The organism is Rhabdaerophilum sp., assembly GCF_046092605.1.
Taxonomy (GTDB): Bacteria; Pseudomonadota; Alphaproteobacteria; order Rhizobiales; family Beijerinckiaceae; genus Rhabdaerophilum.
In genome coordinates this window covers 17,229-32,708 of record NZ_JBJTDY010000180.1, presented here as the reverse complement: position 1 = coordinate 32,708, position 15,480 = coordinate 17,229, and the positions used below count along the sequence as shown (strand labels likewise).

General features: G+C 65.1%; 11 protein-coding genes. 7 read left to right on the top strand and 4 right to left on the bottom strand.

Features of this window, described 5'->3' with window-relative positions; all coding sequences use genetic code 11:
• The 3 genes from fabA to fabI all read left to right on the top strand — a co-directional run.
• Window positions 1–307 (top strand): bifunctional 3-hydroxydecanoyl-ACP dehydratase/trans-2-decenoyl-ACP isomerase (gene fabA / locus ACKODO_RS14400; protein ID WP_408984133.1); only part of this gene is annotated, 307 nt, incomplete at its 5' end.
• A 97-nt stretch (window positions 308–404) separates the two neighbouring features.
• A complete protein-coding gene (gene fabB / locus ACKODO_RS14395) occupies window positions 405–1,625 on the top strand; it encodes a beta-ketoacyl-ACP synthase I (protein ID WP_408984132.1) in 1,221 nt (406 codons plus the stop codon).
• Window positions 1,626–1,703: 78 nt separating this feature from the next.
• The gene (gene fabI, locus ACKODO_RS14390; RefSeq protein WP_408984131.1) at window positions 1,704–2,510 is read left to right on the top strand and encodes an enoyl-ACP reductase FabI; all 807 of its coding nucleotides are present in this window, start codon (window positions 1,704–1,706) and stop codon (window positions 2,508–2,510) included.
• 3 nt (window positions 2,511–2,513) lie between these two features.
• On the opposite strand, the gene ACKODO_RS14385 is transcribed toward fabI, so the two are convergent.
• The 3 genes from ACKODO_RS14385 to pyc all read right to left on the bottom strand — a co-directional run bounded on the left by ACKODO_RS14385 (window position 2,514) and on the right by pyc (window position 8,144).
• Window positions 2,514–3,275 (bottom strand): sulfite exporter TauE/SafE family protein, encoded by a 762-nt coding sequence (locus ACKODO_RS14385; protein WP_408984130.1) that lies wholly within the window; start codon window positions 3,273–3,275, stop codon window positions 2,514–2,516.
• Complete coding sequence (locus ACKODO_RS14380) at window positions 3,272–4,594, bottom strand: NAD(P)H-dependent oxidoreductase (protein ID WP_408984129.1); 1,323 nt, start codon at window positions 4,592–4,594, stop codon at window positions 3,272–3,274. Before ACKODO_RS14380 ends, ACKODO_RS14385 begins: the two co-directional genes overlap by 4 nt.
• A gap of 76 nt (window positions 4,595–4,670) precedes the next feature.
• The gene (gene pyc / locus ACKODO_RS14375) at window positions 4,671–8,144 is read right to left on the bottom strand and encodes a pyruvate carboxylase (RefSeq protein WP_408984128.1); all 3,474 of its coding nucleotides are present in this window, start codon (window positions 8,142–8,144) and stop codon (window positions 4,671–4,673) included.
• 241 nt (window positions 8,145–8,385) lie between these two features.
• Between pyc and glpK the strand changes: the two genes are divergently transcribed.
• Window positions 8,386–9,885 carry a glycerol kinase GlpK gene (glpK, locus tag ACKODO_RS14370; protein WP_408984127.1) on the top strand — a complete coding sequence of 500 codons (1,500 nt, stop codon included), beginning with the start codon at window positions 8,386–8,388 and terminating at the stop codon, window positions 9,883–9,885.
• Between the two features lie 290 nt (window positions 9,886–10,175).
• On the opposite strand, the gene ACKODO_RS14365 is transcribed toward glpK, so the two are convergent.
• Entirely contained in the window at window positions 10,176–11,360 is a 1,185-nt protein-coding gene (locus ACKODO_RS14365) for an NAD(P)/FAD-dependent oxidoreductase (protein ID WP_408984126.1), read from the bottom strand.
• A gap of 104 nt (window positions 11,361–11,464) precedes the next feature.
• Here ACKODO_RS14365 and ACKODO_RS14360 point away from each other — a divergent pair, with 104 nt between their 5' ends.
• From ACKODO_RS14360 to ACKODO_RS14350, 3 genes are all read left to right on the top strand, one after another.
• The gene (locus ACKODO_RS14360; protein WP_408984125.1) at window positions 11,465–13,030 is read left to right on the top strand and encodes an aldehyde dehydrogenase family protein; all 1,566 of its coding nucleotides are present in this window, start codon (window positions 11,465–11,467) and stop codon (window positions 13,028–13,030) included.
• Window positions 13,031–13,498: 468 nt separating this feature from the next.
• Window positions 13,499–14,308 carry a TraX family protein gene (locus ACKODO_RS14355; RefSeq protein WP_408984124.1) on the top strand — a complete coding sequence of 270 codons (810 nt, stop codon included), beginning with the start codon at window positions 13,499–13,501 and terminating at the stop codon, window positions 14,306–14,308.
• Complete coding sequence (locus tag ACKODO_RS14350) at window positions 14,292–15,479, top strand: CaiB/BaiF CoA transferase family protein (protein ID WP_408984123.1); 1,188 nt, start codon at window positions 14,292–14,294, stop codon at window positions 15,477–15,479. The genes ACKODO_RS14355 and ACKODO_RS14350 overlap by 17 nt, the downstream gene beginning before the upstream one ends.
• Window position 15,480 lies beyond the last annotated feature (1 nt).

Genomic DNA, 15,480 nt, shown 5'->3' with positions numbered 1-15,480 from the left:
CCCTTGCCATTTCAAGGGCGATCCGGTGATGCCGGGCTGCCTCGGCCTCGATGCGCTCTGGCAGCTCACGGGCTTCTTCCTCGGCTGGCTCGGCCTGCCGGGCAAGGGCCGCGCCTTGGGCGTGGGCGAGGTGAAATTCGCTGATCAGGTGCTGCCGAGCGTGAAGAAAGTGGTCTACGGCGTGGATGTGAAGCGCGTCTTCAAGGGCAAGCTGGTGCTCGGGATCGCCGATGGCTGGCTCGAAGCCGATGGCAGGCGCATCTACACCACCACCGACATGCGCGTGGGGCTTTTCCAGCCCACGTGAAGCCGGCCGGAAGGCTTCTTCACGCACATTCTCCTTGCACCGGGGCGCTTCCCGGTCCATGTCGAGGCCAACGAAATCAGGCATGGAGCGCGAAGCCATGAGGCGCGTCGTCGTGACCGGAATGGGCATCGTCTCGTCGATCGGCAATGATGTTCAGGAGGTGACCACCTCGCTTTACGAGGCGAAATCGGGCATCACCTATTCGCCTTCGTTCGAGGAGCATGGCTTCCGCAGCCGCGTCTACGGCAAGCCCACCCTCGACCCCTCGACCATTCTCGACCGCCGCGCCATGCGCTTTCATGGCGGCGGCACGGCCTGGAATCACATCGCGATGGACCAGGCGATCCGCCATGCGGGGCTTGAGGAGAGCGAGATTTCCAACGAGCGCACGGGCATCGTGATGGGCTCCGGCGGGCCGTCCACCGTCGCGCTCATCGAGGCGGTGGATAAGGCGCGCGAGAGCGGAAACTCGAAGCGCGTCGGCCCCTTCGCGGTGCCGAAGGGCATGTCCTCCACCGCTTCCGCCACGCTCGCGACCTGGTTCAAGATCAAGGGCGTGAACTATTCCATCTCCTCGGCCTGCGCGACCTCGAACCATTGTATCGGCAATGCCTACGAGCTCATCCAGTGGGGCAAGCAGGATCGCATTTTCGCCGGCGGCTGCGAGGAGCTCGACTGGTCCCTTTCCGTGCTCTTCGACGCGATGGGCGCGATGTCGACGAGCTACAACGATTCCACTGCTTCCCGCGCCTATGACAAGAACCGCGACGGCTTCGTGATCGCCGGCGGCGCGGGCGTCGTCGTGCTCGAGGAATACGAGATGGCGAAGGCGCGCGGCGCCAGGATCCTCGCCGAGATCGTGGGCTATGGCGCCACGAGCGACGGCTACGACATGGTCGCCCCCTCGGGCGAAGGGGCGGTGCGCTGCATGCGGCAGGCGCTCGCCACCGTGAAGGGCCCGATCGACTATATCAATCCGCACGGCACCTCGACGCCGGTGGGCGACATCAAGGAAATCGAGGCCGTGCGGGAAGTGTTCGGCGCAAAGGCCACGAGCATCCCGATCTCGGCCACCAAGTCGCTCACGGGCCATTCTCTGGGCGCGACGGGCGTGCAGGAAGCGATCTACTCGCTCATCATGATGCAGAACGGCTTCCTCTGCGAGAGCGCGCATATTCAGGAAATCGACCCCGCCATGGCCGACATGAACATCCTGAGAAGCCGCGTGGATGGCGCGAAGATCGGCCATGTGATGAGCAATTCCTTCGGCTTCGGCGGCACCAACGCCACGATCGTGCTGAAACACCCGGAGGCGTGACTCCTTGAAGGCCCGGCGGGCCTTCGTTCCCTCGCATAAGCTCGGGCGCCCGTTCGGGCTAAGTTTTGGTGGAATTTCATGCAGGGTTTGATGCACAACAAGCGCGGCCTCATCATGGGCGTCGCGAACCAGAATTCGATCGCCTGGGGGATCGCGCAGATGCTCGCGGCCCACGGCGCGGAGCTCGCCTTCACCTATCAGGGCGAGGCGCTCGGCAAGCGCGTGAAGCCGCTGGCGGAGAGCGTGGGCTCCAACCTCGTGCTGCCTTGCGATGTCGAGGATCTCGCCTCGGTTGATGCGGTGTTTGCCGAACTCCAGCGCGTCTGGGGCAAGCTCGATTTTGTCGTCCATGCCATCGGCTTCTCGGACAAGAACGAGCTGAAGGGCCGCTATGCGGATACCACGCGCGAGAACTTCACCCGCACCATGGTGATCTCCTGCTTCTCCTTCACGGAAATCGCGAAGCGCGCCGCCGCGATGATGCCCGATGGCGGCTCGCTCCTCACGCTGACCTATGGTGGTGCCAACCGCGTGTCGCCGAACTACAACGTGATGGGCGTGGCGAAAGCCGCGCTTGAAAGCTCCGTGCGCTATCTCGCCGCGGATTTCGGCCGCGAGGACATCCGCGTGAACGCGATTTCCGCCGGCCCCGTGCGCACGCTGGCCGGGGCGGGCATCACGGACGCGCGTTTCACCTATGCCTGGCAGACGAAGCATTCGCCCCTGGGGCGCCCGATCACGCTGGAAGAACTCGGCGGTTCGGCGCTCTACCTGCTCTCCACGCTCTCGGGCGGCGTGACGGGCGAGATCCATTACGTCGCTAGCGGCTATTCCATCATGAAGATGCCGCGCGCAGCGGAAGTGAAGGGCAGCGAGGAGACCTGATCCTCACTGGCCGGGGATCGTGATCCCCGCGGCACGGCGCAGAAGGTCGAGCGCGACAATCGTGAGCACGATCTTCAGCATGATCTGGAAGAAGCGCTCGGACATGCGGTCCAGCAGCTTCGTGCCCATGACCGTGCCGATGAAGCCCGAGACCACCATGGCGGCGATCAGCGGCAGCCATGGCACGAGCGCAATGCCGATGAAGCCAAAGGCCACGACCTTCAAGGTGTGCTGGGCGGTCATCATCACGGCCTGCGTGGCGACGATCTGCCTGCGGTCCAGCCCGAGCGGCAGGAGCAGCGACTGGATGAACGGGCCCGTCGCGCCCACGAACATCGTGAGAACCGAGGAAATGCCGCCGCCGAGCACCATGCCGGCGCGATCCAGCCCCGGAATGCGGGGCTTCGGCACCCAGACCATGACGAGAATGAACAAGCCGAGCATCGCCAGCAGCACGTGCTCGGGCATCGCGCGGAACAGCCAGGCGCCCAGCGCCACGCCGATCACCGCGCCGACCATGAAGAGCCAGAACAGGCGCCAGTTCGCATGATCCTTCTGGATGAAGGCGCGACCCATGTTCGAGCCCAGTTGCACGAGGCCATGCACCGCCAGGATAACGGCCGGCGGCACGGTGCCCGCCAGCGCGCCGAGCATCGCAACGCCGCCACCAATGCCGAAAGCGGCGGTGAGGGCCGAGGTGAAGAAGGAAATCACGATCAGCAGCGTGGCGGTGAAGGCATCCACGCCTGGCGGCAGGAACGTCATGCCGTCGCCTCCCAGAGGCTGATTTCCATGTCGCGCCGCAACCGGGCGAGGGTTGTATCCCGGTCAATCTCGACCGCATCCCGCGTGATCAGGCTATCCTTCGCGATGGGCGCGGTGACGACACCCTTGTCGAGCAGACCCACGGGCCAGGCGCGCAGGGCGCGTGCTTCCTCCGCCATCACGGCATAGGAGCGGTAGCAGGTCTCGCCGATGGCATCGAGCCGATCGCCGGGCTTGAGGTCGCGCTTGGCCAGCGCGCAGACTTCGACGATAGGCCGGTCGAGCGGCACCATGTCCGCCATGCCGTGGATCACCGCGCGCGCGGCCGAAAGCGGCACTTCGAGGCTCGTGAGATGGTGCGGGCGGTAGAAGGAATAATAGGGCCCCTCGCCGCCCATCTTCAGGTCGTGCATGCGCTCGCAGAGCCGCGGGTGATCGAGTTCCACCACCACGAAGACGCCCGGCGCGACACCCTTGCCGAGCGTGAAATCCACCACGCCCTTGCGGGTGAGGATGCCGCCTTCGCCGACGGGCCGGAACACATCCGCGAGGGTCTCCAGCGTCGCCATCGGGCCGTGCATGCCCGGCTTGTCGATCAGGAGGCCGGTGGCATTGGCGATGGTCGCCATTTCCACCATGGTCTTCGATCCATCCACGAATTCCACGAGCATGCGCGGGTTCATGTTCCGCCGTTCGGCCTCGGCGCGATAATCATCCGGCACGGCATAGGGGTTGAAGGCGTTGTTCTTGCCCTTGCCCGCCGCGATGATGGGGAAGCCCAGGGCCGTGCAGAACTCGATGAGTTCCATCGTGGCCGTGGGCTCGTCGCCCGCGCCGATGGTGTAGACGAGGCCGGCTTTATCCGCCTCACGGCGCAGGTAAGGCCCGATCGTCACATCGGCCTCGACATTCATCATCACCAGATGCTTGCCGGCGCGAATGGTGGCGAGCCCGATCTCGGCGCCGGCCGTGGGGCGCCCCGTCGCGTCGATCACCACATCGATCTGGCCGGAGCGCAGCAGGAGATGCGCATCATCCACGATTCCGATGCGGCCAGCCTCGATCGCAGCGTCAAGCGCGGGAAGGCCCTCCACGGGCGCGGCCATTTCCGCCGGAAGGCGCGCGATACGGATGGCCTCGATGGCGTTGGTGCCACGCCGATCGGCAATGCCCGCGACACGGATGCCCTTCATCCGCGCGATCTGCGTCACGAGATCGGTGCCCATCTCGCCGCAGCCGATGACCGCGACCCGCACTGGACGACCCTCCGCCTCGCGCCGGCCCAGATCCGCCGCCAAACCTCGCGCCACGATGGCCATTCCACCTTCGCCCCTTCCGCCCTCTCCCTGACGGAGGGACCGGTTTCAGGCCGGGATGTCAACCGGAAAAGACATCTCAGCCGAGCACGATGAGCAGGTCCTTCGCATCCACCTGCGCGCCGGGTTTGACCGCGATCTCGCCAATGATGCAATCCTGCGCGGCGTGTATCGCGGTTTCCATCTTCATGGCTTCAAGGGTCAGCAGCACGTCGCCCGCCTTCACCGGCTGGCCCTCGGCCACGGCGATGGACGAAACCGAGCCCGGCATGGGCGCGGCCACGTGCTTCGTGTTGCCTTCCTCCGCCTTGCGCCGCGTGACGACGCGGCCGGCCATGGCGCGGTTGGGCACCTTGATGATGCGCGGCTGGCCGTTGAGTTCGAAGAACACCTTCACATTGCCATCGTCATCGGTGGCACCGAGGGTCTGCAACCGGATAACGATCGCCTTGCCGCGCTCGATTTCCAGCGTGATCTCGTCGCCGGGCTGCATGCCGTAGAAGAAAACGGGCGTCGGCAGCACGGAAACCGGGCCGTATTTCTCGGCGACGACCGCGAAATCCGCGAAGACCTTCGGATACATCAGCGCGGAGGCGAGTTCCTCGTCGGTGATCAGCCGCCCCAGTTTCTTCTCGATCTCCAGCTTGCGGGCGTCGAGATCCACGGGTTCGATCAGCGAGCCGGGCCGCGCGGTGATGGGCTTCTCGCCCTTCAGCGCCTTCTTCTGCAGCGCCGCGGGCCAACCGCCCGGCGGCTGTCCCAGATCACCGCGCAGCATCTCGATGGCCGAAGCCGGGAAGGCCACCTCGCGCTGCGGATCGAGGATATCCTGCGCCGAAAGGCCCTGGCTCACCATCATCAGCGCGAGATCGCCCACGACCTTCGAGGAGGGCGTGACCTTCACGATATCACCGAAGAGGTCATTCGCGGCCCGATAGGCCTTGGCGACCTCGTGCCAGCGCGTTTCCAGACCGAGGCTGCGGGCCTGCTCTTTCAGGTTCGTGAATTGCCCACCAGGCATCTCGTGGAGATAGACTTCCGAAGCGCCGCATTTCAGGTCGCTCTCGAAGGCAGCATACTGGTTGCGGACGGCCTCCCAGTAGAATGAGATCTGGCGGATGGCCTCGGGGTCGAGCCCCGTGCCGCGCGTGGTCATCGCGAGGGCTTCCACGATCGAGCCGAGGCAGACCTGCGAAGTCGTGCCGCTCATCGCATCCATCGCGCAATCCACGGCATCGACACCCGCTTCCACCGCCGCGAGGATCGAGGCCGCGCCGATGCCGGAAGTGTCATGCGTGTGGAAATGGATCGGCAGGCCGATTTCTTCCTTCAGGGTCTTCACCAGCAGGCGTGCGGCGGCAGGCTTCAGCAGGCCCGCCATGTCCTTGATGCCGAGAATATGGCACCCGGCCTTCTCGAGATCGCGCGCGAGATCCACATAGTATTTCAGCGGATATTTGGCGCGGGCAGGGTCGAGAATGTCGCCCGTGTAGCAGATCGCGCCCTCGGCAAGCTTGCCCGCGCGGCGGACCTGGTCAATCGCCACGCGCATGTTCTCGACCCAGTTCAGGCAATCGAAGATGCGGAAGAGATCGGCCCCGTTCCCGGCGGCGCGATCGATGAAATCGCGCACCACGTTATCCGGGTAATTCGTGTAGCCCACGCCATTGGCGCCGCGCAGCAGCATCTGCAGCAGGATATTCGGCACCTGTTCACGAATAAGGCGCAGGCGCTCCCAGGGGTCTTCCTGCAGGAACCGCATGGAGACGTCGAAGGTCGCTCCGCCCCAGCATTCCAGGCTGAAGAGTTGCGGCAGCCCCCGCGCATAGGCCGGCGCGATGGCTGCGAGATCATGCGTGCGCATGCGCGTCGCGAGCAGGCTCTGGTGAGCATCACGCATGGTGGTGTCGGTGAGGAGCACGCGGCGCTCGCCACGCATCCATTCCGCGAAACCCTCGGGGCCGAGCTGTTCCAGCTTCTGGCGCGTGCCCAGAACAGGCTCATTCGCGAAGAGCGGCGGCACGGGCTCGCGCGCATGGGCCAGCGGCTTCGGCCGGTCGCGCGTTTCCGGGTGACCGTTCACGGTGACGTCGGCGATATAGGTCAGGAGCTTGGTCGCGCGGTCCTTCCGGCGCGGCTGCTGGAAGAGCTCCGGCGTCTCGTCGATGAAGCGCGTGGTATATGCGTTCGAGTGGAAATTCGGGTGGCCCAGCACCGCCTCGAGGAAGGTGAGGTTCGTGGCCACGCCGCGGATGCGATATTCGCGAAGGGCGCGATCCATGCGGGCGATGGCCTCGCCCGGCGTCGCAGCCCAGGCGATGACCTTCTCGAGCATGGGATCGTAGAATCGCGTGACCACCGCGCCGGAATAGGCTGTGCCGCCATCCACGCGGATGCCGAAGCCCATCGCGCCGCGATAGGCCGTGATGCGCCCGTAATCCGGGATGAAGTTGTTTTCCGGGTTCTCGGTGGTGATGCGGCATTGCAGCGCGTGGCCGTTGAGCGTGATCTCGCCCTGCGACGGAATGCCTGAGCGCAACGTGCCATCCGCCTCGCGCTTGCCGATCGCCGCGCCATCGAGGATGCGGATCTGCGCCTTTACGAGATCGAGCCCGGTGACGACTTCCGTCACGGTATGCTCGACCTGAATGCGCGGATTGACCTCGATGAAATAGAACTTGCCGTTATCGGCATCCATCAGGAACTCGACCGTTCCGGCGCCGACATAATGCGTGGCATGGCCGATGCGGAGCGCCGCCCGGCAGAAGGCCTCGCGCTGCTGGGGCGAAAGGTAGGGGGCGGGTGCCCTTTCGATGACCTTCTGGTTGCGGCGCTGGATGGAGCAATCACGCTCGAAGAGATGCACGATGGTGCCATGCCGATCCCCCAGGATCTGCACTTCCACATGGCGCGCGCGGCGCACCAGCTTTTCGAGATAGACCTCATCCTTGCCGAAGGCGGCGCGGGCCTCGCGCTTGGCGGTGAAGACCGCATCGAGAAGCTGTTCCTCGTTCTCGATGGCGCGCATGCCGCGACCGCCGCCGCCCCAGCTCGCCTTGAGCATCACGGGATAGCCGATCTCGGCCGCGAGGCGCTTCACCTCATCGGCGTCATCCGGCAGGGGCGGCGTCGCCGGCATCACCGGCACGCTCACCGAAGCCGCGAGATTGCGCGCATCGACCTTGTTGCCAAGCGCGCGCAGGGTTTCCGGCGAGGGGCCGATGAAGGTGATGCCCGCTTCGGCGCAGGCCTCGGCGAATTCCGGGCTTTCCGAGAGGAAGCCATAGCCAGGATGGATCGCATCCGCCCCGGCTTCCTTCGCGACGCGGATCACCTCGGCGATCGAGAGATAGGCCTCCAGCGGGCCAAGTGGCTTCGCTAGATGGGGCCCGCGCCCGATGAGATAGGCCTCATCCGCCTTGAAGCGGTGGAGGGAGAGCTTGTCCTCCTCCGCGTAGATCGCGATCGTGCGAATGCCGAGCTCGGTTGCGGCCCGGAAAACCCGGATGGCGATCTCGCTGCGATTGGCGACCAGAAGGCGACGAATGGGCATCGGCAGAACCCCGCGACTTTCCGAAACATTTCCCCGCACCCCCCAGGCATTTCGCCAGCGAACCACGGGGCCCCTTGCCCCCGGTCTTCCGGGAAGCGGGGCCAAGAGTCGATCCGTCTTGACCTGCATTTTGTGCAATACCCCCATGCAGAAAACTGCAAATCGCCTCTGTTTTCGCCCCTCGCTTGAAATTGTTCGGACGACCGGCTTCTCTGTCGAAAAACAGCAGGACCATCGGGGGATGACCATGGAAGGCCAAGGCAAGGGGCACGTGCTCGCGATTGATCAGGGCACGACATCGAGCCGGGCCATCCTCTTCGATGCGGCGCTGAAACCGGTCGCGACGGGGCAGCAGGAATTCCGCCAGATCTTTCCGGCCTCCGGCCATGTCGAACACGATGCCGAGGAAATCTGGCAGACGGTTCTCGCGACCATGCGCGAGGCGATCGCGAAGGGCGATGCGCAACCTGTCGCGATCGGCATCACGAATCAGCGCGAAACGGTTCTCATCTGGGACCGGGAGACCGGAAAGCCGATCCATCACGCCCTGGTCTGGCAGGATCGACGCACGGCCGAGATATGCGCGGATCTGCGCGGCAGGGGGCTTGAGCCGTTCGTCTCGAACCGTACGGGGCTTCGGCTCGACCCCTATTTCTCCGCCACCAAGATCGCCTGGTTGCTGGAGCATGTGCCCGGAGCGCGGGCCGCTGCGAAGGCCGGCAAGCTCGCCTGCGGCACGATCGATTGCTTCCTCATCTGGCGGCTCACGGGCGGCAAGGTCCATGCCACCGATGCCACCAATGCCTCGCGCACCTTGCTGATGGACCTGCGCACCGGCCTGTGGGACCCGGAGATGCTGCGGCTCTTCGATATCCCCGCGAGCCTCCTTCCGGAGATCCGCGATTGCGCCGGCAATTTCGGCGAAACCGATCCCGCGATTCTCGGGCGGCCGGTTCCCATCCGCGGTGTCGCGGGTGACCAGCAGGCAGCACTCGTGGGGCAGGCCTGCTTCTCGCCGGGCATGATGAAATCGACCTATGGCACGGGCTGCTTCGCGCTGCTGAATACCGGCACGGAGCCAGTGCCCTCGCGCAATCGCCTGCTGACAACCGTGGCCTATCAACTCGCCGGCAAGCGGCTTTATGCGCTCGAAGGCTCGATCTTCATCGCGGGCGCGGCCGTGCAATGGCTGCGCGATGGCCTGAAGATCATCCAAAACGCGAGCGATACCGGTGACCTCGCGGAACAGGCGGACGAGACACAGGATGTGATTCTCGTGCCCGCTTTCGTGGGCCTCGGCGCGCCCTATTGGGATGCCGAGGCGCGCGGGGCGATCTACGGCCTCACGCGCAGTTCCGGCCCGGCGGAATTCGCCCGCGCGGCGCTCGAAAGCGTGGCCTTCCAGACCGCCGACCTCCTTGAGGCGATGCATTCGGATTGGGCCGGGCGCGGCGCGGAAACGGTCCTGCGCGTCGATGGCGGCATGACCGCGAGCGACTGGACCATGCAGCGCCTTGCGGATTTGCTCGGCGCGGCGGTGGATCGGCCGAAGGTGCTGGAGACCACGGCGCTCGGTGCTGCCTATCTCGCGGGGCTCGCGAGCGGGATTTATCCGGAAGAGGCGGAATTCGCGAAAAGCTGGGCGCTCGATCGTCGCTTCACGCCCGCCATGCCGCAGGAGACGCGCCTCAAGCGCCTCGCCCTTTGGAAGGACGCCGTGCGGCGCACGCTGACAGCCTAGCGCATCCACCCGCCAAGTGGATACCGGTTGGTCGAAGAAAATGCTTCTGTGCTTGATCGCATTTTCTTGGCGCGAACCGGTTCCCACCCCCGCCTTCGCAGGGGCATGCTTCGCTTGAAAATGCTCCATCTTTTTGTTTATCGCATTTTCTTCACGCGAACCGGTTCCCACTTCGCTTGAAAATGCTCTAGAGCATCCGCCCGCCAAGTGGATACCGGTTGGCGGAAAAAGCGGATGCGAAAACAAGAAGATAGAGCACCAGCTCTGATTCAATCAGATCGGTTTGCGCTCTAGATCACGTTCCGCTCCAGCAGCGGGGTGCTGGTGAGCACCCGCTCCGGGGAAAGATCCGCGAGGTCGAGGCTGGTGTAGCGCCCCTCCGTGATGAGTTCGGCCAATCCGCGCCCCAAAGCGGGGGATTGTTGCAACCCATGGCCGGAGAAACCACAGGCGATGAAGCCATTGGCGAGGCCCGGCACCCTGCCCACCAGCGCGTTGTGGTCGAGCAGGTTCATGTCGTAATGCCCGGCCCAGGCGCGTCCCGGACGGATCGCCTCGAAGGCGGGGATGCGCGTGGCGAGCGCGGGCCAGATCACTTCTTCGAACAGCGCCCAATCCACCTCGAAATCGGTTGAGTGATCGGTTTCATCGAGGTCATCCGGTGAATAGCCGGTGATATAGCCCTCGCCCTCGGGCCGCCACCACACGCCTGATTTGTCGATGATGAGTGGATGGCGCGGCAAGGCCTCCTTGCAGGAAAAGCTGAAAACGCTGCGCTTCTTCGCGTAGATCGGCACGGGAAAACCCATCTCGGCCGAAAGTGCGCGCGCGCCGGAGGCGCCGGCGGCATTGACCAGCGCGGCGCAACCGATGCGGCTGCCATCCTCGAGGGTCACGCCTGTCACGCGACCGCTCGCGATTTCTACACCCATGACCCGCCCCTTGCGATATTCGACGCCGAGCGATCGCGCCTTCGCGCGAAAGGCCTGCATCAGTCCATAGCCATCGAACCAGCCTTCGCCCGAAACCCCGTAGGAGCCGATGGCGAGGTCGGATGTCTCGAGCCATGGGAAGGTCAGCTTCAGTTCGGCCGCATCCAGCAGCGCGATATCGGCGCCCATCTCCCGCTGGATGGCGTTGTTCGCGGTGAAGCCTTCGCGATGGGCTTCCTCGCCGAGATAAAGATAGCCACCCTCGTGCAGGCCCACATTCGGGCGGTCACTTTCCACGGCGAGGATCTCGCCGATGGCACGCAGAAACCCAATTCCATGGAGCGAGATCGCGATGTTCACCGGCTGGCTGAATTGCTGCCGGATGGACCCGGCCGAGAGGGCCGAGGCCGAACGCTGATAAGTCATGTCCGGCTCGACCACGAGGATGCGGCCGGAAAAGCCGGGATGCGCGGCAAGATGCCAGGCGGTTGAGGAGCCGGTCACCGCCCCGCCGGCGATAACCACGTCATGATTCTCTGCCATTCGTCTTCCCGCCGCCCTCGCAACCGCCACAAAGCTTCGCTAGCTTGACAACCGATCCTGCAACGCGCCCGGTCTTCGGCGCGCCCATCCACGGAATGAAACCGATGAATCTCCTGGGCAAGACTTTCGCGTCGATTCTCTCCACGCCGCAAGAGGAAGCGCTCACGCTGCTCGAAGGCTTCGGCGTGCCGCGCGCCACGCTCTCGGGTGGCAGCCGCATCGTGCGCTCACCGATCACCGGGGAGGAGATCGCCCAGTTGCGCGACACCGCGCCCGGGGAAGCTGAAGCGGCCATCGCCCGCTCCGTGAACGCCTTCCATGCCTGGCGGCAGGTGCCCGCCCCGAAACGCGGCGAATTCGTGCGCCTGTTCGGGCAGGAGCTGCGCGAGGCGAAAGCCGAACTCGGCCGCCTCGTGACGCTGGAAGCCGGCAAGATCACCTCCGAGGGCTTGGGCGAAGTGCAGGAGATGATCGATATCTGCGACTTTGCGGTCGGCCTCTCCCGCCAGCTTCACGGCCTCACCATCGCCACCGAGCGTCCGAACCACCGGATGATGGAAACCTGGCATCCTCTCGGGCCGGTGGGCGTGATTTCCGCCTTCAACTTCCCCGTCGCAGTATGGAGCTGGAATGCGGCGCTTGCCCTTGTCTGCGGCGACAGCGTCATCTGGAAGCCCTCGGAGAAGACCCCGCTGACCGCGCTCGCCGTGCAGGCGATCCTGATGCGCGCGGCGGCGGCCTTCGAGGAGGCCGGCAATGGCGAAATCCCCGATGGCCTCTCCGAACTGCTGATCGGAGACGGGCGGATCGGTGAGATTCTTGTGGCCGATCATCGTGTGCCGCTCATCTCGGCCACGGGCTCGACCGCCATGGGCAGGCGCGTTGGCCCCAAGGTCGCCGAGCGCTTCGGCCGGGCATTGCTGGAACTCGGCGGCAACAATGCCGCGATCATCGCGCCGACGGCCGATCTCGATCTTGCGCTCAGGGGGGTCGCCTTCGCGGCCATGGGCACGGCAGGCCAGCGCTGCACCACGTTGCGCCGGCTGTTCGTGCATCGCTCGGTCTATGAGACGCTCGTGCCTCGCCTGAAGAAGGTCTGGGGTTCCGCGACGATCGGTGATCCGCGCGCGGCCGGGACGCTCATCGGCCCGCTGATCGACGAAGCCGCCTATCGCGCGATGGAAGCGGCGCTGATTGACGCCCGCGCGCTCGGTGCCGAGATCACCGGCGGCGGCCTCGCCAGCGGCATGCCGGCCAAGGCCTTCTACGCCCGCCCCGCTCTGGTGGAGATGAAGGCACAGGAAGGCCCGATGCTGCGCGAGACCTTCGCGCCCATCCTCTATGTGCTGCCCTATGATGATTTCGTGGAGGCCATCGCGCTCAACAATGCGGTGGGCGCGGGGCTTTCCTCTTCGGTCTTCACGCGGGACATCCGCGAGGCGGAGCTGTTCATCTCGGCGACAGGCTCGGATTGCGGCATCGCGAATGTGAATATCGGTCCCTCCGGTGCCGAGATCGGCGGCGCGTTCGGCGGCGAGAAGGAAACCGGCGGCGGGCGCGAGGCGGGCTCGGACAGCTGGAAGGCCTATATGCGCCGGGCCACCAACACCATCAATTACGGCAACGCCCTGCCTTTGGCGCAGGGTGTATCCTTCGATATTTCCGAGTAGGGCGAAGCAGCGTCACGCCGCCCGGTCCTCCCGCGCCTCGACGATCCAGGCGGCCATTCGCCGCCTTGTTTCCCGGCGCGTTGCACCGGCTGGAGGCGCTCGTGGCCGTTGATGAAGCGCGTGGCGATGGGCCCGGTTTTCCCCGGCCAGAAGACCGGCATGCCGAAGTTTGCCCGCCCGCGCATGGCTTCGATCAGCCCGGAGGGCTCCGCCGGAGAGCCGAGAACCCGTGTCATCACGCCCCGCGCCCGGATTTCCCGGATCGCGAGACCCGCTGCGCCGCCTCTGGCAGGGTGGATGATCCTGTGCGTCGAAGGAAGCCCGAGCTCGAGCATTTTCCGAGCTGACCGGATCAGCTCGGAGTCCGCTCTGAGGGGGATACGTCAGCGTGGGTTCATTCCGCTTTGTCGATTGACAGGGGAGGCCGAGCCGGGCTCTCTCGGGGAAGTTTTTTGCGGAAAATCGCGCGTGACCACGGCCGAACCTCGCCTTCCCGCTCCGCCGTTGACAACGACCGATGTGCTGAAGGCCACCGCACTTCTGCTCATTGTGGTCGACCATGTCGGGCATTTCCTCGCGGATGACTGGGGGATCCTGCGTGTCATCGGCCGTCTCGGCGTGCCGATCTTCTTCTTTCTCATCGGCTTCGCCCGCACGCGGGATGTTCCGTGGAGCTGGCCGGCGCTCGGCATATTGCTCACGGGCATTGATTATCTCTGGCTCGGCTCGCTCGAGGATGTGCAGCTCAACATTCTCTTCAATTTCGCGGCCATCCGCCTCGCTCTGCCACTCGTGGAACGTTTCCTGGCGCGCAGCTTCCTGCGGCTGGCATTGCTGCTGCTGGGCTGTGCCCTGCTGTTGCCGCTCGTCAATCCATGGCTCGAATATGGTGCGGAGGGCTGGCTTTTCGCGGCTTTCGGGCTGATGCATCGCAAGGCGATCGCCGATGCTTCCTTTTCGCCCTTGCGCGACCTTGCGGGGCTCGTCGCCTTCGTGATCTATGCCATGGTGGAGCAGCGGGATTATGGTTTCGGCCTGCCGAACACGGTTTTCATGGTGCTGGGGCTCGCCGCCATCGCGATGATCCTGTGGGATTTCCGGCGCGGGGATTCAATCATTCAACCCCCCTCGGGCCTGCGACGGGCCTTGCGGTTCTGCGGGCGGCACAGCCTTGAAATCTATGCCGCGCAGATCGTGCTGCTTGCGGCGCTCGGCAGCTTGTGGTCCACCGACGGGAACGACACCGAAACCGGGGATGCCGATGACCAGGCCGCTTGAGGGATTGAAGGTTCTCGAACTCGCGCGCATTCTTGCCGGGCCCTGGGTGGGGCAGACGCTGGCCGATCTCGGGGCGGATGTCGTGAAGGTGGAGCGCAAGGGCGCGGGCGACGATACGCGCACATGGGGCCCGCCCTTCGTGGCAAAGGCCGGCGGCGGCGACCTCGGCGCGGCCTATTTCCATGCCTGCAACCGGGGAAAGCGCTCGATCGAGGCGGATTTCGAAAGCGCCGAGGATATCGCGATGATCCGCGATCTCGTGCTCGCGGCGGATGTCGTCGTCGAGAATTTCAAGGTCGGGGGCCTCGTGAAATACGGGCTTGATGCGGAGAGCCTGCGCAAGCTGAAACCCTCGCTGATCTACGCCTCCATCACCGGTTTCGGGCAGGATGGGCCCTATGCGAACCGAGCGGGCTACGATTTCCTTATCCAGGGCATGGCGGGCGCGATGGATATCACCGGCCAGCCCGAGGGACAGCCGACCAAGGCCGGCTATGCGACCGCGGATATCTTCACCGGGATGTATGCGAGCGTGGCGATCCTCGCCGCCCTGCGCCGTCGCGATTCAACCGGCGAGGGCGCGACGATCGATTGTGCTTTGCTCGACAGCCAGATCGCGGTGCTCGGCAACCAGGCGCTGAACTATCTCGTCTCGGGCAAGACCCCGAAGCGGCTCGGCAATGCGCACCCGAACATCGTTCCTTACGAGGTGTTTCCGGTCGCGGATGGCTACATCATCATCGCGAGCGGCAATGACGGACAATATCGCAAGCTCTGCACGGCGATCGGCGGCGAAGTTCTCGCCACAAACCCGGATTACGCGACGAATCGCAGCCGTGTGGAGAAGCGCGCGACCCTCGTGCCGTTGATCTCCGCGCTGACGGCGAAAATCCCGAAGGCCGAGATGCTCGCGCGGCTCGAAGCGGTGGGCGTGCCGGCCGGGCCGATCAACGATCTCGGCGAGGTCTTCGCCGACCCGCACGTCATCCATCGCGGGGTGCGCGTGAATCTTGCGAACCCGGAGGCCGAGGCGGGCGCGGTGCCGTCCGTGCGATCCGCCATCGTGCTCGACGGGGAACCGCAGGTCTCGCCGCGCCACGCGCCCGGCCTCGGGCAGCATAAGGCCGAAATCCTTGCTGATCCGAACTGGAACTCCCGCAGACAGGGCTGAT